Raw genomic sequence first — 15,845 nt, 5'->3', positions numbered from 1 at the left:
CGAAATACCGATATGGTGGGTAGTCAACATCCCCCAGGCGCCCTCCCGCCTGCGCTTCACGCCACCCGACGCGCGAGGTCCCCCCCGCCGTCCCTCGCTCGGGCGGCGGGCCTCCCCACTCGGACCTACATGCTTCTTCGGGGCCGACGCCTGACGTCGGCTCCGCCCGGCCCCCGCCCCCGTCCGCGCTCGCGGCAACCGGGTGGTGGCACTGGACGCGGAAGGTTCAATACCAGGCACAGGACCTTCCATGGCGCATGAACCCATCCCCCCAGGTCGGGACGACCCGGTCCAATGCTTGACACCTCCCATCTCAAAAGCAGAAAATCAAGACACCGCCCCAAATCTGTTGAACGGAGGAAGCCTTTGCACCTCGCGGGTCCGCCATGCGCGCGGGCCGGCCGGGGGGCGCGGGCTCCAGGAGCGAACACGCCATGGCACCGCTGAGCCCCGAAGACGTGTTGAAGCGCTTCCTCGCGGCACGGGAAGCGGGAGATTCGCAGCACGCCAGCCCCACGCAGCTGCGGCTGCTGCGGGAGTTGATCCACGACAGTCCGGCCTTCACGCCCGCGATGCTGGAGCTGGCGCGGCTGCTGCAACTGGCGGACGAGCCCGGGGTGGAGGCGGAGGCGTCGTTCACGGAGGTGCAGCGGCTGTTGGAGCAGGCGGTGCGGTTGTCGCGCCGGGGCGCGCCCGCGCTGGTGGAGCTGGGCTACTTCCTGGACGTCATCCGTGGGCGGGAGGACGACGCGCTCGCGCTCTGGGACGAGGCGGCGCAGCAGTCGCTGAAGACGCTGGAGCAGGCGTGGGCGGGGATGCTCCGGGCGTGGGCCGACGAGCGCACGAAGGAGTCGCTGGAGAAGGCGCTGCGGCTGGCCGAGCGGGCGCGCAAGGTCTTCCCGGACTCCCTGCGCATCCTCGACGAGGTGGAGCAGGTCCACGCGCACGCGCGGCAGGACGGACTGCTGGAGCCCGCCACGGGGACGTGACTGTTCCCTCCGCGCCAGGAGGTCGTGGCGCACACTACCCAACAGGTGACTTCGGGCCTGGGGGCGACCATACTTTCCGGGTGAGCGCGTGGGCCCCACGGGTCCCTTCCATCCGAGGAGAGTCGAGTCGCCATGTCCTCCCCCTTGTCCGAAGCCACGGCTCCGGAGCGCGTGCTGCTGCGCTCCGGGCGCGCCTCGTATGAGTTCGTCCGGCCGCTGGGGCTGGCGCACCATGGCGAGCTCGTCCTGGCGCGCCGGCGCTTCGGCCGCGGCTTCGGGGGCTTCGTCGTCCTCAAGCGGCCCTCGCGCGCCGGCCCCCAGGCGGCGCACCGGCTGCTGGAGGAGGGCCGGCTGACGGCGCTCCTGCGCCACCCCAACGTCACCAGCGTGCACGACCTGGAGGGGCCGGACGACGCGCCGGTGCTCGTGCTCGAGTACACGCCCGGCCACCGGCTGGACACGCTGCTGGAGGCGTCCGAGCGCGCGCGGCTGCCCGTGTCGGAGGGGTTCGCGCTGTACGCCGTCGCGGAGGTCGCGGAGGCGCTGCACCACGCGCACACGCTCTCCGACGAGCGCGGCCGCCCGCTGCGCGTCGTGCACCGCGACGTGGGGCCGCACAACATCCTGCTCACCGAGCACGGCGCGGTGAAGCTGCTCGACTTCGGCGCCGCGGCCTCCACGCTCGCGGGGGACGACGACGACGAGGGCCTGGAGCCTCCCGGGGGCCTGGCGTACGCGGCGCCCGAGCACGTGGCGCGCAAGGCGCTGGACGGCCGCGCGGACCTGTTCGGCCTGGGCATCGTGCTGCTGCAACTGCTCACCGGGCGACACCTCTTCGAGGGCGCGGAGCGCTTCGAGGCCGAGCACCGCTCGCGGCGGCGGCGCGCGCCCGGAGCGCCCCTGGAGCCCGGGCTGGACGCGGCCCTGAAGGAGGCCGTCCGGCAATCCGCCGCGCGGGAGCTGGGCCGGCGCATCCTCGAGTACGACCACGCGGAGCTGGAGGACGCGCTGCGCGGCGCGCCCGCGCTGCTGCGGCCCCTCCTCCTGGGGATGCTCGCGCCGGACCGGGAGGCGCGCTTCGCCTCCGGCGCGGAGCTGGCCCGGGCGCTGCGGGTCTACGCGCGCCGCCAGGGGCACGCCTTCGGCCGTCCGGAGGCGCTCGCGGAGGTGACGGCCCTGCGCTACGCCGCGCTGCGCGTGCAGGGCGGCGAGTCCCCGGAGGAGGTGCTGGAGGACAGGCTGCTGCCGGACGACGACCCGGCGAGCTGAGGTCCTGCCACCGCCCGGGCGGGAAGCGTGCGGCAGTGGACGCCCCATGCGTCCACGACTGGACGGAGCGGCGCGGCGCGAGTGGCCGCTCCGGGGCGCCGGTACGAGGCTGACGCCCATGGGTACGCCAAGCCTCGTCCTGCTGGTGGAAGACCACGTCGACAGCCGGGAGCTCCTGGAGGAGTTCCTCACGCTGGAGGGCTTCACCGTGGAGACGGCGGGCAACGGGCAGTCCGCGTGGGAGCGGCTGCGCCGGCCGCCCTGTCCGGACGCGGTGCTGCTGGACCTGATGATGCCGGTGATGAGCGGCTGGGAGCTGATGCGCCACGTGCGGGAGGACGCGCGGTTGCGCGAGCTGCCCGTGGTGGTGGTGTCCGGCGCGGGCAGCTCGCAGCCCCTGCCCGAGGGCGTGCTCGCCACCGTGCCCAAGCCGGTGGACCTGGGCGAGCTGCGCGCGACGCTGGCCCGGGTGGTGGCCGCGGGCTGAGCGCGTCAGCGCGCCGGGGTGGACGCCAGGACGCGCGGGAGCGTCACGCGGAAGGCGGTGCCCGCCTCCGCGGTGGAGCGGACGTCGATGTGGCCGCCGTGGCCCTTCACCACCTGCTCGACGATGTAGAGGCCCAGGCCCAGGCCGCCGCCGCTGCCCTGGTGCGTTGTGTTCGAGCCGCGACGGAACGGGTCGAAGAGGTGGGGCAGCGCGTCCCCGGAGATGGGCTCGCCCGCGTTGTGGACCTCCAGCCGCACCGCCTCGCCCTCGTCCGACAGGGTGAGGGTGATGGGCGCGTCGGAGGGGCTGTACTGGAGCGCGTTGCCACCCAGGTTGCTCACCACCTGGAGCAGCCGGTCGCTGTCCCACTGCCCCTCGTAGCGCCCCTGCGCCACGTTCAGCCGCAGCGTGCGCTCCGGCCACGCCGCCTCCAGCTCCTCCACGGCCTGGCGCACCACGCCGCGCAAATCCCCCGCGACGCGCTGGATGGGGATGCCGCCGCCCAGCCGGCCGCGCGTGAAGTCGAGCAGCTCCGAAATCATCCGCGTCATGCGCGCGCTGGAGCGGGCGATGCGCGTGGCGAGCCGCCGCTCGCGCTCCGGCATCGCCTCGCTGTGCAGCAGCTGCGTGGTGGACAGGTGGATGGCGTTGAGGGGGTTGCGCAGGTCGTGGCTGACGATGGCGATGAGCCGCTCGCCGAAGCGCGCCGCCTGGAGCGCGGCCTCCTGCGCGCGCCGCCGCTCCGTCACGTCCGCCAGCGTGGCCACGCCGGCGATGATGTCCCCGTCCCGGTCGCGGATGGGCGCGCTGGAGACGAGCACCGTGAGCGTCCGGCCGTCCTCGTGCCGCAGCAGCACCTCCTCGTTCTGCACCACCTCGCCCGAGCGCAGGGTGCGCGTCAGCGGCCACTCCGCCGGGGCGTAGGGCTGCCCGTCCGTGTGGCACGCGGCGTAGATGCGCGTGGACTCCTCCACCGTGGACATGGGCTGGAAGGGCCGGCCGGTGAGCACCGCGACGTGGCGGTTGGCCATGACGAGCCGGCCGCTGGGGGCCTCGGCGATGAGGACCCCGGCGGGCAGCTGCTCGAGCACCGCCGCCAGGCGCGCGCGCTCCGCCTCGATGTCCGACAGGAGCCGCTGCCGGTCCGCCTCCACCGCGCGCCGCTGGGTGATGTCCAGCGCGGTGACCACGTGCCGCACCACGCGGCCCAGGTGGTCGCGCAGCGCGGTGATGTGGGTGAAGACGGGGAAGCGGCTGCCGTCCTTGCGCACGTGGAGCGACTCGTACTCGTGCGACGGTTTGGCGTGCGCGACGGAGGTGTGGCGCGGCAGCATGCCTCGCGCCTCCGGGGCGAGCGTCACCTCCTGGTGCTGGCCGATGAGCTCCCCGGGCATGGCCCCGTGCATGCGCGCGAAGGCGGGATTGACGTCGAGCAGGACGTCGTTGGCGGCGTCCACCACCGCCACGCCCACGCCCATGCGCGTGAAGACCTCCTCCCAGCGCCGCAGCCCCGCCTCGCTCTCGCGCAGCCGCTCGAGCGACGCCTCGGCCTCCGCGCGCGCCTCGCGCTCACGGGCGTGGGACTGCGCCTGCGCGAGCAGCGCGGTGGCCCGCGAGGCCATGGCGCGGAAGAGCAGCTGGTCCTCCTCGGACAGCTCCCCGCTCGAGCGGCTGCCCATCAGGGCCACGCCCATCAGCACATTGTCGAGCAGGAGGGGCACGCCATACAGCGCGCGCACGTCGGAGGTGCTCACCACGTCCGAGTGGGCGCGCGGGTCCGAGCGGGCGTCGCGCACCAGCACCGGCTCGCGCGTGGCCGCGACGTCGCCCGCGAACCCCCGACCGATGGCCACGCGGCCCCGGGTCTCCACGCCCTCGCCCGCCGCCGCCTCCACACGCAGGAAGTCTCCGTCGCGCAGCAGGACGACGGCCACGTCCACGGAGGCGACCGTCTCGCGCAGCACCTGCAACAGGCGGGGCAGGAAGCTGGCCACGTCGGGGCTGCCCAGCGCGGCGGCGCTGATGCGGTCCAGCGCCTGGACGGTGCGCTCGCGGGCGCGGGTGTAGCGGCTGACGGACGCGGCGACGGCCTCGTCCATGGCCTCGTGGAAGATGAGCTCCTCCTCCGGACGGGGCGTGGCGCCGCCACGCGTGTTCCACAGGCGCAGCACGCAGCCGCGCAGGAGCCGGTACTCGGCGACGACCTGGCGCAGGTCGAAGCCCTCGCCCAGGCGCTCCAGCGCGTGGTGGTCGCTGATGGCGTCCAGGCGCGCGTCGGAGCCCATGGAGCCCGGCTGACGGCGCATCATCGCCGCCACGACCTCCAGCAGCCGGGGCAGGCCGTCGCGCAGCGCGGGGCTCACCAGCGCGCGGGCGGCGGGGATGGAGCGCACCTCCACCTCCCATGCGCCCATGATGGCGTCGCGGTTCTGGAGGAGGAAGTCAGCCAGGGGGATGGGCAAGGGAGGCTCTCGGAGACGGCCCGGCGCGGGGTGACGGCGAGACGGGTCTAGGTCAGCCCTGGCGCCCGGACAACCGGGGATGCGGGTTGCGACGTCCAGCCCACACTTCGCCTCAGTGGGCGGCGGGGGCCATGACGTCCGTCAGCCGCAAGAGGCCGTGCTCCTGCTCCAGCCGGTAGCGGACCTGGAAGCCGGAGGTGAGCACCACCAGCCCGGCCTGCTCCGGCGCGAGCGGCCCGTCGAGCCGCAGCCCCGCGGCCAGCGCGGCCAGCTCCGCCTGGAGCTGCTGCCGCACCGGCGCCGGACAGTCGTCGAGCGTGCGGAGCGCGGGCGGCGAGAGCTGGAGACGCAGAGCCATGGTCCCTCGCAGGTTGGCCACCTCGGCCCTCCGGGGCAAGACGTGCCAGAGGTCCAAGACACTCGTTCGCTTCCGACGCCTGGGTCACCCGTTACTGCCCTCCCCGCCGTTTCGCGCCGCGGCATGGGCTGTCCACCAGCCAACGCGAGCCCCCGGTACACCCGCGCGCGAAACACTCGCTGACGATATCTGGGACGGGGTTCCGCCCGTCTCCCTCGGCCATGCCTCACTCCCTCCGTCATCTCCTCCTCGTCGAGGACGACGCCTCCTGGCGGGGGCGCCTGGCCGACGCCGCGCGAGCCGAGGGGCTCGCCGTCACCCATGCCTCCGACGGCATGGAGGCGTTGGATTGGCTGCGCACCCGTCCGCGCGCAGGGCACCCGGACCTCATCCTCCTGGACCTGCTGATGCCGAGGATGGATGGCTGGGAGCTGTATGGACGGCTCCGCACGGACGCGCGCCTGCGCCACCTGAACGTGCTGATGTTCTCCGAGGCCCTGCACGGCCAGGAGCTGCCCCTGGGCGGCGTGGTGGGATATCTGCGCAAGCCCCACACCCCGGAGGCGATGCTGTCCGCCCTGCGCGCGCGCCTGCGCCAGCTCTCCCCGGGAGCGACGCGGGAGCCCGGCGGCGCCTACGCGCTGCGACTGGACGAAGGTGTGTCCCTGGCGCTGCGCATGCTGCCGGCCGCGCGCGCCCATGGCCTGCGCATGCACCTCTTGCACGCCGCGGAGCTGGTGGGCACGGAGCTGCCCATGGCCTCCACCTGGCTCATGGCCCTGCCGGGCGTGCCTCCCGCGCTGCTGGTGACGGTGGACGGCGTGCGCGTGGTGCTGGACGTCGACGACGAGGCGCGCACCCTCACCGCGAGCACCATCGACGTGCCCCCGGGCGTGCTCGAGCGCTCCTGAGCGGCGGGCGACCTCAGGCCACCCGCACGTCGCGCACGGCGCCGTGCTCCAGGTCCAGGAGGAACAGCCGCCCCTGGGTGTCGAACACCAGCATCGCGTCGCCACAGAAGCGGATGCGAGGCTCCGCCCGGCCCTCGAAGGAGAACACCGCGCGCACGAGGACGGGGGGCGAAGTGTCGAGCAGTCGAACCTGCCACGCGCCGCGCGCCCACACCTCCGCCCGCCACCGCTTCGAGTGGCTCAGCGACATCAGCGTCCACCCGCCGTATCCGTCCGCCGGGGGCGACAGCCCCAGCCGCTCGGCGTTCTCGCAGGTGAGGACGGGACGAAGCCTCTCGCCAGGGACGTCGCACTGCACGCGCCCCAGGACGTCGCGGCAGACCCGCACCCCACCCGCGCCCCCGAGGCTGGCGCGGCTCTCGCTGACGCCTCGGGGGAGCGGCAGGTCTCCCGCGGGGAACACCGCCTGCTCGCGGAGCGCCAGGCGCTCGCGCAGCGTGGGCCCCTCCGACAGCTCGTAGCCCCAGACCTCCGACGTCAGCTCCGGCGGCGTGGATGGGGGCCCACCGGGTGAACGAGCCCTCCTGCCATGCATGGGCGCGGTCGCCATGGAGGGAGGGCACCAGGGCGTGCGTCGGCACGTCGAAATGCGCCAGCCTCCGGTCGCCCTTCCCCAACAGCAGCACGCCCGCGTCCCCCGCCGCGACCAGCAGTCGCCCGTTCGGCAACGCCACCGCGTCGTGGACCTCGAGCATCCCCGGCCCCGAGCGGCCGGCGGTGACCTGGAGCGCGGGCACGTCGCTGCGCCGAGCCCAGCGCGCGGGCGAGCGGTCCGGCGCTGGCCTCCAGCGCGGCGGCGGAGAGGGAGGCGTTCTCCGTGCTCGCGAGCAGGTCCCGCAGCACGTCGCGCGCGAGCGCCTGCGACTCCTGCGTGGGCACCGCGTAGACGAGCGGCCACAGGTCGGCGACCCCGGGTGCGCTCCGGCCCGCCAGCACGGCGGCGGCGACCAGCTTCTGCACCTTCACCGCGCGCCGGTCGGAGAACGGGATGCCCGCGGAGCGCAGCAGGCGAAGCGCCTGGGCCAGGTGGGGGCGCACGGGGGCGAGGTCCGCCGCGCTCGCCGCCTGGGCCAGCACGTCCAGCGCCTCCAGGGACGCGGTGCGCGCCTCGCCCTCGCGAGCCAGCGCCGCGCCGCCGGCGAGCAGGTCCTCCAGCAGCGCGTCCGGCACGGGGCCGACGAAGACACGGGTGAGGAAGCGGTCCGCGAAGGCGGCCAGCGCGTCGTCCGTGGGCAGCGTGTTGGTGGCGCCCACGCAGACGCGCAGGGGGCAGCGCAGCCGCGTGTGGCCTCGGCGGAAGACGCGCTCGTTGAGCAGGCCCAGCGGCGTGTTGAGGATGGCGGAGGAGCCGAGGAACACCTCGGTCGAGGAACGCCACGTCCGCCTCCGGCAGCATCCCGGACGTCTGCGTCTCCACCACGCCCTCGCGCAGCTTGCGCAGGTCCACGGGGCCGACCAGCTCCGAGGGCTCCGTGTACCGCCCCAGGAACAGGGCCACCAGCTCCACCATGGCCTCGCGCTCGACCAGCCCCCTGCCCGCCTCGGACAGCGCGGCCCGGATGGAGGAGACCGCCGTTGCGAAGGTAACGGACCTGCGCGCAACCTAGCCGCTCGAATCCATCCAGGCGAAGGCACCCGACATCCTTCCCGCGTCGGGCGTGGCCTCGAGGCCACGACTCAGGCATAGACTGCCACGCATGGAAAAGCGGTCGAAGTGGGTGGCGCTGGCGGGCGTGCTGTGTGTGGGCACCCAGGCGATGGCGGAGGGCTGGCATGGCTATGCCTCGCTGGGCGCGGGCATCTCCCTGGACCACCTGAGCGACTTCCGCGCCAAGGGGCCGGCGCTGCACGGCTACCTGGGAGTGGAAGCCCCTCCGGGGCTGTCCCTGGGCCTGCTGGCGGAGGTGTCCGAGACCTGGGGCACCGAGCTGCGCGACGCGGCGAAGGAGAACCGGCTGGAGCGCACGCAACTCGATTACAAGGCGGTGGGCATCGAGGCGCGGCTGCGCTTCTTCCAGGACAAGCCCATCAACCCGTGGGTGGGCGCGCGCCTGTCGAAGAGCTGGGGGAGCACGCTCACGCCGGACGAGCTGGGCAACTTCCTGCGGCGCGAGGTCGACACGACGAGCATGGCCTTCCGCGTGGGCGTGGACGGGTGGCTGAGCGACCGGTGGGGCATCTCGGTGGCCACGGCCTTCCAGTTCTGCGACGTGAAGCTCAACCAGGACTCCATCAACGAGTGCGCCAAGCTGATTCAGTCCGTCATCGTCGGGCCGGTCGTACGCTTCTGAGTCCACCCGAGCGGGCGCCGGTGTAGAAACCAGCGGGTGAGCGAGAGCTGGCGGAAGCGTTTCCTACGTGAAGCGAGGGAGATGGACGGCGCCCTCCGGAGCACCCTCGCCCGCCGGCAGTCCGACGCGGAGCTACGCGCCGCGATGGAGACGCTGTCGCGGCGGCCCTGCTTCGGCTCCTACACCTGGCTGTGGGGCCCGGCGCTCCACGTGAAGGACCGGGTGCTCTTCCGCCCGCTCATCCTGTCCAGCTTCATGCCCGGCGGCCTCACGGCGAAGGGCGTGCCGGTGGACCCGTGGAAGGGCGAGAACGCCGCCGCGCTCACGACGTGGCTGGAGGACGCCGACCGCGCCGACGACGTGGAGGTGTTCCGGCGGCTGTATGGGTGGCGGCTCGGGTCGCTGACCTGGAAGACCACCCGGCAGTGGTGCGCGGACGTCGTCCAGCGGTTCCAGGCCGCGCCCACGCGGGCGGCGCGCTTCACGGCGCTGGCCAAGGTGGACCTGGCGGGGGCCTTCCTCGACGAGGCGACGGCGCTCGCGCTGGACGCGGTGGACGCGGAGGCCTCGCGAGACTTCATCCTCCAGCACCTGCCCTTCCGCTGGAGCCGCCAGGACGACCGCGAGCCCGCCGTGGCCATGTGGACCACGCTCCAGGAGCGGGCGCTCGCGCGCGGGGACGCGGAGCTGACCTGGACGATGTATCGCAGGTTGGTGGACGCGAAGACGTGGCGGAAGGACGCGCTGGCGCTCGCCAGGTCCACGCTGTCCGCGGACGTCCTCGTCCAGGAGTTGGAGGCGCGTCACCCGGGCCTGGGTCCCTCGGATTCGGCGGCGCTGTTCGTGGAGCTGGTCGACCTCCGCGGTCGCGACGTCGTGCCCTATCTGCTGCGCCACCTCCGCGCGGTGTTCCCGGGCGCCGGGGGCTGGGGGAGGAAGGCCCAGGACACGAAGGGGCTGAAGGACCTGCTGCAACTGGCGCGCATCCGCGGCTGGGACGACGTGTGGGGCACGGCGGTGCGCACGTGCTCGACCGAGGAGACCTTCAACGCGGAGGTCCAGCGCTGGCTCGGGGAGGCGGACCGGGACGAGGCCACGTCGCGGCGCTGGTTGCGGCGGATGACGGGCGCGGGCGCGGAGTGGAACGTGCCCGGCTTCGGGCTCACGCGGGTCATCCCCCTGACGGACGAGGTGGCGGTGGCGCTGCACGCGCGCTTCCCGGACCTGGCGCGGGGCCCGTTCCGCCTCCACCTGGGCGCCTCCGCCCGGGGGACGGCCTATCCGCGCCTCATCGACCGGCTCCTGAAGACAGGCGACGAGACGCTCCTGGACTTCCTCACCAGCCGGGCCCTCACCGTGGTCCCGACCTACTCGGCGACGGCGAAGGAATGGGAGCAGGTGTTGGACACGCTGGCGGCGCACTTCGAGTCCCTGCCTCGGGAGGGCGGCGGCTTCGCCCGACGCGCCGCGGGGGCGCTGAGCGCCATCCCCGCGTACGCGGTGGGGAGCGTCGACAAGCTGCTGCCGGTGAACCGGCTCGCGCGGCTGTTCTTCGTGCGCTCGGACGACCACTACCTGGAGGAGCCGCGCGCGGTGAGGGACCTGCTGGAGGCGCCGGAGATCCACGCGCAGGCGCTCGCGTTCCGGGTGCTCGGGCGTGACACGCCGAGGGCGCGCGCGCTGGCGGCGGCGAACGTGGACCTGCTCCAGGCGACGCTCCTGCGGCCCCTGCACCGGCGCACGCGGCTGGCCGCGTTCCGGGCGGTGGCCAACGCGGCGGCGCACGACGAGGACACCGCGAGGCGGCTGATGCCGCGCCTGCGGGACGCCTTCGTGCTGCCGGACACGCGCTATCCGAAGGACGCGCTGGTGGAGCTGCTGGCGAAGGTGCTGGGACGCTGGCCGGCGTTGAGGACCACGTCCGAGCAACCGCGCGTCTTCACCGTGTCGCATGAGGCGGTGCGCGCATGACGACCCTGGCCTTCACGTTCGCGACGCCGTCCGTCTTCGAGTCCACGCGCGACGGCGCGCTGCTGGGGCTGTCGGTGGACCAGCGGCGGCCGGTGCGCTTCCACGCGAAGGTGGCGCGGGACGTGCTGCCCATCCGGCTGGCGCTCCAGGCGCTCGGGCAGCTCATCTGGCACTCGGACGAGTGGAATCCGGAGGAGCTGGGGGGATTGCTGGACCCCATCATCACCGTGCATCCGGACCGCGTGTTCTTCGAGGCGTTCAGCCAGGACCAGAGCGCGTACGGCCTGGTCATCGTGGACCGCGAGTGCTTCGCGACCGAGGGGGAGGTCCGCTGCGGCACGACCAACGTGGACTTCACCGCGTGGTTGTGGGCGGCGCTGGGGGAGATGCGCTCGAGTCGGGACACGCACCTGCGCATCGGCGCGGAGGGCTTCGAGGTCCGCACGGAGGGCGCGGGCGGGCGCTTCGAGGAGAAGGTGGAGGTGCCGGACGCGTGGGTGCGCGGCTTCCTCCAGCTCCAGGGCGGCATGGCGTTGCCGGGTACGCGGCTGACGGTGAAGCCGGTGGACCTGCTCGCGGCGGTGCGCTTCCTGACCTTCACCCAGGCGAGGCTGTCGCCCCGGGCGCTGCGCTACGAGCTGACGCCGGACGAGGACGCGCGGCTGGTGTTGGAGCCGTGGGAGCACGCGGTGAAGCTGCGGGGCGCGGCGCATGGCGCCACCGAGCGGCGAGTGATTCGCACGTGGGGCCGGCGGAGGCTGAAGCTGCTGGCGCCGCTGCTGCCGTATGCGGAGACGGTGGACGTCTATTTGAAGGGCCGCGCGTTGCCCCACTTCTACGTGGCGCACCTGGGCGGTGGCGTGCGCTTCGTGTTGGGGCTGTCGGGCTGGACGGAGAACCGGTGGACGGGGACGGCGGGCCTGGACCTGCTGTTGGAGCCGGAGCGGGACGCGGCGTTGGGGGAGCGGGTGCTCGGCGTGCTGCGCGAGCGGTTCCACGTGTCCACGGAGGAGGTGGCGCGGGAGCTGGGCGTGACGGTGGCGAGCGCGGCGGGGGCGCTGGCGGGGCAGTGCGCGGCGGGGCGGGTGATGTTCGACGTGGAGGCGCGGCGGTGGCGGCACCGGGAGCTGTTCGCGGAGCCAGTGGACCTGGGGCGGTTGTACCCGCCGGACGCGCGGCGCGAGGAGGCCGAGCGGCTGGAGGCGGCGGGCGAGGTGCGGGTGGAGTCGGAGCTGCCGAGGGAGACGCGCAAGGTGCGCAAGCTGCCGTCGCCCGAGGGGTCGGTGTTGCGCGAGGTGGTGTATCGCGACTGGGTGGTGAAGGGGGCGGTGGGGGCGCAGGCGGCGGTGGAGCTGGTGCTGAACGACGAGGACCGGCTGCTGTTCGGGAAGTGTGGCTGTGAGTTCTTCCGGGAGCACCTGTTGAACCAGGGGCCGTGCGCGCACCTGCTGGCGCTGTCGAAGGTGGCGAGGGCGCGGCGGCGGGAGCTGGCCACGTCGACGCCCGCGACGGAGGAGGCGTTGGCGCGCGGGCGCGAGGCGGAGGGTGCGCTTGACGAGGATGGCGGCGATGACGATAACGGCTAGTGCAACCGGGAAGGGCCGGGGCTCGCGGATGAGCCATCGGTGCCGTGGTGTTTCGCCGCGGCGGTGTTCTGTCTCCACTTCTTCGCCAGGGTCCCAGCGTACGAAACGCAGGGAGCCCCGGGTCCAGTGCCTCGCAGGTCGTCCCCTGGCCCCTCCCGGTGCACCATGAGCTGGTTCGATTCGACGCTCGCCTGGTTCAAGCGCTGGGTCACCGCGAAGCCGGTGACACGCGACGTGTCCGGGTTGAGCGCGCCCACGGGAGCGGACGGACGTCCGGTGGACGTCGTGTCGGAGACGGTGCGTCTGTCCGGGCCGTTGAAGCCCGGGCACCTGCGGCAGATACACCGGGACCCGAGGCTGCTGCCGAAGGGCCAGCGGGTCTACACGCGCAATCGCAGGCGGTGGATGGAGGCTGGGGAGGCGCGGCGCTTCTTCTCGCGGTCGATGCTCACGCGCGACCGGGACGTGCAGGACCTGCTGCCGGACGAGGCGCAGTTGGCGCGGTACGGGCTGCCGGTGTGGCGGAACGAGGCGGACGTGGCGGGGGTGTTGGGGGTGACGGTGGGGCAGTTGCGGCACTACGCGTCGCACCGTCCGAGGGAGCGGGTGCGGCACTACGTGACGTTCACGGTGCCGAAGCGCTCGGGCGGGGTGCGGTGGGTGCATGCGCCGAAGCGGCGGCTCAAGTCGATGCAGCGGCGGCTGTTGACGGAGCTGGTGGCGAAGCTGCCGGTGAGTGCGCACGCGCACGGGTTCGTGACGGGGCGCTCGGTGAAGACGGGTGCGGCGCCGCACGTGGGTCGGCGGGTGGTGTTGAAGCTGGATTTGAAGGACTTCTTTCCCACGGTGACGATGGCGCGGGTGCGTGGGCTGCTGGTGGCGCTGGGGTATGGCTATCCGGTGGCGGCGACGTTGGCGCTGTTGATGACGGAGGCGGACCGGCAGCCGGTGGAGGTGGAGGGGGTGGTGTTCCACGTCCCGGTGTCGGCGCGCGTCTGCGTGCAGGGGGCGCCGACGAGTCCGGGGGTGTGCAACGCGGTGTTGCTGCGGCTGGACCGGCGCCTGGCGGGATTGGCGAGGCGGTATGGCTATGCGTACACGCGGTACGCGGATGACCTGACGTTCTCGGGGGACGACCTGGGGGCGCTGGAGCGGGTCCGGGCGCTGGCGGCGAGGTACATCCAGGAGGAGGGCTTCACGGTGAACCGCGAGAAGACGCGGGTGCAGCGCCGGGGAGGAGCCCAGCGTGTCACGGGGGTCACGGTGAACGCGGGGCTCGGGTTGTCACGGGAGGAGCGGCGGCGGCTGCGGGCGATGATCCACCAGGAGGGCCGGGACGGTGGGGACGCGGAGCGGAGCGCGTACATCGACGGGATGTTGGCCTACGTGAAGATGCTGAATCCCGAGCATGCGGAGAAGTTGTCACGCGGGCGCAAACGTCGCGGGTCGTGACGGCGGCGGAGCAGGCGGGCGGGTACAGTGCGCGGCATGAGCACTGTGTCGCCCCCTCCCCCGCCCGTGGGTCCTCGTTGGTTGTATCTGCACGGCTTCGCCTCGGGTCCGGATTCGACGAAGGGCGTGGCGGTGTCACGGCACTTCGAGCAGCAGGGCATCCACGTCGAGCGGTTGAACCTGCGGGTGCCGACGTTGGAGCAGCTGCGGCTGAGCGCGATCCTGGAGACGACGCGGAAGGCGCTGGGAGGACCGGAGGACCGGGCGGTGCTGCTCGGCTCCAGCCTGGGAGGGCTGACGGCGGCGAGGCTCGCGGCGGAGGACGCGCGGGTGGGCGCGCTGGTGCTGCTCGCGCCGGCGTTCCACGTGGTGAGCCAGCTCCGCCGACGGATGGGCGAGGCGGGGTGGAACCACTGGCGGACGTCTGGGTGGATCGAGACGGACGACTTCGCGGAGAAGCGGAAGGTGCGCATCCATTCGGGCTTCATCGATGACGCGGAGGAGATGGATGCCCGGCTGGGAGGTTGGCCCGACGTCCGTGTGCCCACGCTGCTCATCCATGGGCGCTCGGACGACACGTGCGACATCCGCTACTCGAGGCAATGGGCGGAGGGTCGGCGGTATGTGAAGTTGGTGGAGGTGGAGGACGGGCACGAGCTGACCGCGTCCTTGCCGCGCATCCTGTCGGAGTCGGAGGCGTTCTTGCGGCCCTGGGGGGCATAGCTCGTCACATTCGTGGTTGAGGCGTCAGACCTCCTCGAACTGCCCTCCGCGGATGCCGTTCGCTTCGAGGGCATCCTTGATGTCCTCGTCGACGACGATGGGGATGAAGTTTCCCCAGAGCCGGAAGACACGGGCAGCACCCACCTTGCTCTTGTCGATTCGCAGGCCGATGACGGAACGATAGCGACCGACCTTGTCTGGCAGGCCATCGGCCTCGGTGAAGTACTGCACCTCCTCGCTCGCCTCATCGTCGATACAGCGAATCTCCCGCGCGACGTTGAGCAAGAAGAAGGGCTGCGTCTCGCCCTCCACGGCCACGGGGAACAGTTGCACGTCATCGGGTGCCAGCTCTCGAAGGAGGGATGCCACCCGCTCGCTGACCACAGGGGCCTGACCTGGCCCTGCGGTGGAGAAGTCCAATGGAACGCCTGCGCGGTAGATGGGGATGCGAAGCCGCCCAGGGACTTCGACCGGGCGACCGGCGGAGAACCGCCAGAGATCGTCGATCTCCCGCCCGTCTTGATGGACAGGGGCGCCGAGATACCAGCGCCCCGGAACATACACGTCGATGCTGAGGTCGAAGTAGCGCTTCATTTGGTGATGAGGCCCCGTAACTTGCTGCCCTTCCTGACGAGTTCCCTCGCGATGCTAGCCAGCTCCGTCGTCAAGGCAATGCAGCATCAGTGCGTTTACGAGGAGCCCTCCGCGCCCCAGGGGCATCATCGCGGAGGCGTTTCAACCCACGCTCCTCGCGGTCACGAGGAGCGACCCACCCCGCGCCAGCCGGGGCGGGGCCTTTTCGTGGCGTTTCAACCCACGCTCCTCGCGGTCACGAGGAGCGACCACGCGCCGTGCCCACGCCACGACGACCCACGCGAGCGTTTCAACCCACGCTCCTCGCAGTCACGAGGAGCGACGCCGTCCTCGCGTCGCACCCGCGACACGGTGGCGTTTCAACCCACGCTCCTCGCGGTCACGAGGAGCGACCTTTTCGCCGGGGGGGGCCGGCCCGCGAATTGTTTCAACCCACGCTCCTCGCGGTCACGAGGAGCGACCCGCGCGCAAGCGGAAGCCGAGAACCAGGCACACGGTTTCAACCCACGCTCCTCGCGGTCACGAGGAGCGACCTCTATCCGTGGCTGGAGGTCTACAACCACCAGTGGTTTCAACCCACGCTCCTCGCGGTCACGAGGAGCGACAGGCGAACTCCGCGCTGGCGGCGGAGACGACGAAGTTTCAACCCACGCTCCTCGCGGTCACGAGGAGCGACACCGCCCGCGCGTGAG

General features: G+C 72.6%; 14 protein-coding genes, 1 pseudogene and 1 CRISPR repeat array. Of the genes and pseudogenes, 9 read left to right on the top strand and 6 right to left on the bottom strand.

What is annotated here, in order from left to right; genetic code table 11:
* Positions 1 to 434 precede the first annotated feature (434 nt).
* The 3 genes from LZ198_RS38455 to LZ198_RS38445 all read left to right on the top strand — a co-directional run bounded on the left by LZ198_RS38455 (position 435) and on the right by LZ198_RS38445 (position 2,745).
* Complete coding sequence (locus tag LZ198_RS38455) at positions 435 to 989, top strand: hypothetical protein (RefSeq protein ID WP_253977135.1); 555 nt, start codon at positions 435 to 437, stop codon at positions 987 to 989.
* 132 nt (positions 990 to 1,121) lie between these two features.
* On the top strand, positions 1,122 to 2,258 hold the full coding sequence (locus tag LZ198_RS38450) for a serine/threonine-protein kinase (protein ID WP_253977134.1): 1,137 nt from the start codon (positions 1,122 to 1,124) through the stop codon (positions 2,256 to 2,258).
* A gap of 118 nt (positions 2,259 to 2,376) precedes the next feature.
* The gene (locus LZ198_RS38445) at positions 2,377 to 2,745 is read left to right on the top strand and encodes a response regulator (RefSeq protein WP_253977133.1); all 369 of its coding nucleotides are present in this window, start codon (positions 2,377 to 2,379) and stop codon (positions 2,743 to 2,745) included.
* 5 nt (positions 2,746 to 2,750) lie between these two features.
* Here the strand turns inward: LZ198_RS38445 and LZ198_RS38440 are convergent, their stop codons facing one another.
* Positions 2,751 to 5,207, bottom strand: coding sequence for an ATP-binding protein (locus tag LZ198_RS38440; RefSeq protein WP_256560291.1), 2,457 nt, complete (start codon positions 5,205 to 5,207; stop codon positions 2,751 to 2,753).
* 112 nt (positions 5,208 to 5,319) lie between these two features.
* Complete coding sequence (locus LZ198_RS38435; protein WP_253977132.1) at positions 5,320 to 5,565, bottom strand: hypothetical protein; 246 nt, start codon at positions 5,563 to 5,565, stop codon at positions 5,320 to 5,322.
* 221 nt (positions 5,566 to 5,786) lie between these two features.
* Here LZ198_RS38435 and LZ198_RS38430 point away from each other — a divergent pair, with 221 nt between their 5' ends.
* Entirely contained in the window at positions 5,787 to 6,476 is a 690-nt protein-coding gene (locus tag LZ198_RS38430) for a response regulator (RefSeq protein WP_253977131.1), read from the top strand.
* 13 nt (positions 6,477 to 6,489) lie between these two features.
* Here LZ198_RS38430 and LZ198_RS38425 read toward each other — a convergent pair whose 3' ends face one another.
* The 3 genes and pseudogenes from LZ198_RS38425 to LZ198_RS38415 form a co-directional block, all read right to left on the bottom strand.
* Positions 6,490 to 7,071, bottom strand: coding sequence for a hypothetical protein (locus LZ198_RS38425; RefSeq protein ID WP_253977169.1), 582 nt, complete (start codon positions 7,069 to 7,071; stop codon positions 6,490 to 6,492).
* On the bottom strand, positions 7,014 to 7,895 hold the full coding sequence (locus LZ198_RS38420) for a hypothetical protein (RefSeq protein ID WP_253977130.1): 882 nt from the start codon (positions 7,893 to 7,895) through the stop codon (positions 7,014 to 7,016). The genes LZ198_RS38425 and LZ198_RS38420 overlap by 58 nt, the downstream gene beginning before the upstream one ends.
* A 64-nt stretch (positions 7,896 to 7,959) precedes the next feature.
* Positions 7,960 to 8,046, bottom strand: a pseudogene (locus tag LZ198_RS38415) (hypothetical protein); the annotation flags it as partial.
* 187 nt (positions 8,047 to 8,233) lie between these two features.
* On the opposite strand from LZ198_RS38415, the gene LZ198_RS38410 reads away from it, so the two are divergent.
* From LZ198_RS38410 to LZ198_RS38390, 5 genes are all read left to right on the top strand, one after another.
* Positions 8,234 to 8,827 carry a porin family protein gene (locus tag LZ198_RS38410; RefSeq protein ID WP_253977129.1) on the top strand — a complete coding sequence of 198 codons (594 nt, stop codon included), beginning with the start codon at positions 8,234 to 8,236 and terminating at the stop codon, positions 8,825 to 8,827.
* A gap of 81 nt (positions 8,828 to 8,908) precedes the next feature.
* Complete coding sequence (locus LZ198_RS38405; protein ID WP_253977128.1) at positions 8,909 to 10,798, top strand: gliding motility protein; 1,890 nt, start codon at positions 8,909 to 8,911, stop codon at positions 10,796 to 10,798.
* The gene (locus LZ198_RS38400) at positions 10,795 to 12,384 is read left to right on the top strand and encodes a hypothetical protein (protein ID WP_253977127.1); all 1,590 of its coding nucleotides are present in this window, start codon (positions 10,795 to 10,797) and stop codon (positions 12,382 to 12,384) included. The genes LZ198_RS38405 and LZ198_RS38400 overlap by 4 nt, the downstream gene beginning before the upstream one ends.
* A gap of 165 nt (positions 12,385 to 12,549) precedes the next feature.
* Entirely contained in the window at positions 12,550 to 13,836 is a 1,287-nt protein-coding gene (locus LZ198_RS38395) for a reverse transcriptase family protein (RefSeq protein WP_253977126.1), read from the top strand.
* A 36-nt stretch (positions 13,837 to 13,872) separates the two neighbouring features.
* Positions 13,873 to 14,559 carry a YqiA/YcfP family alpha/beta fold hydrolase gene (locus LZ198_RS38390; RefSeq protein WP_253977125.1) on the top strand — a complete coding sequence of 229 codons (687 nt, stop codon included), beginning with the start codon at positions 13,873 to 13,875 and terminating at the stop codon, positions 14,557 to 14,559.
* 24 nt (positions 14,560 to 14,583) lie between these two features.
* Here the strand turns inward: LZ198_RS38390 and LZ198_RS38385 are convergent, their stop codons facing one another.
* Positions 14,584 to 15,153, bottom strand: a complete 570-nt coding sequence (locus LZ198_RS38385) for an imm11 family protein (protein ID WP_253977124.1) — start codon at positions 15,151 to 15,153, stop codon at positions 14,584 to 14,586.
* A 138-nt stretch (positions 15,154 to 15,291) separates the two neighbouring features.
* A CRISPR array of direct repeats spans positions 15,292 to 15,830; the repeat unit is 38 nt; unit sequence GTTTCAACCCACGCTCCTCGCGGTCACGAGGAGCGACC.
* Positions 15,831 to 15,845: the final 15 nt, after the last annotated feature.

The organism is Myxococcus dinghuensis (assembly GCF_024198235.1).
In the GTDB taxonomy this organism is placed as follows: Bacteria; Myxococcota; Myxococcia; order Myxococcales; family Myxococcaceae; genus Myxococcus; species Myxococcus dinghuensis.
This window is presented reverse-complemented; position numbering and strand designations above follow the sequence as displayed.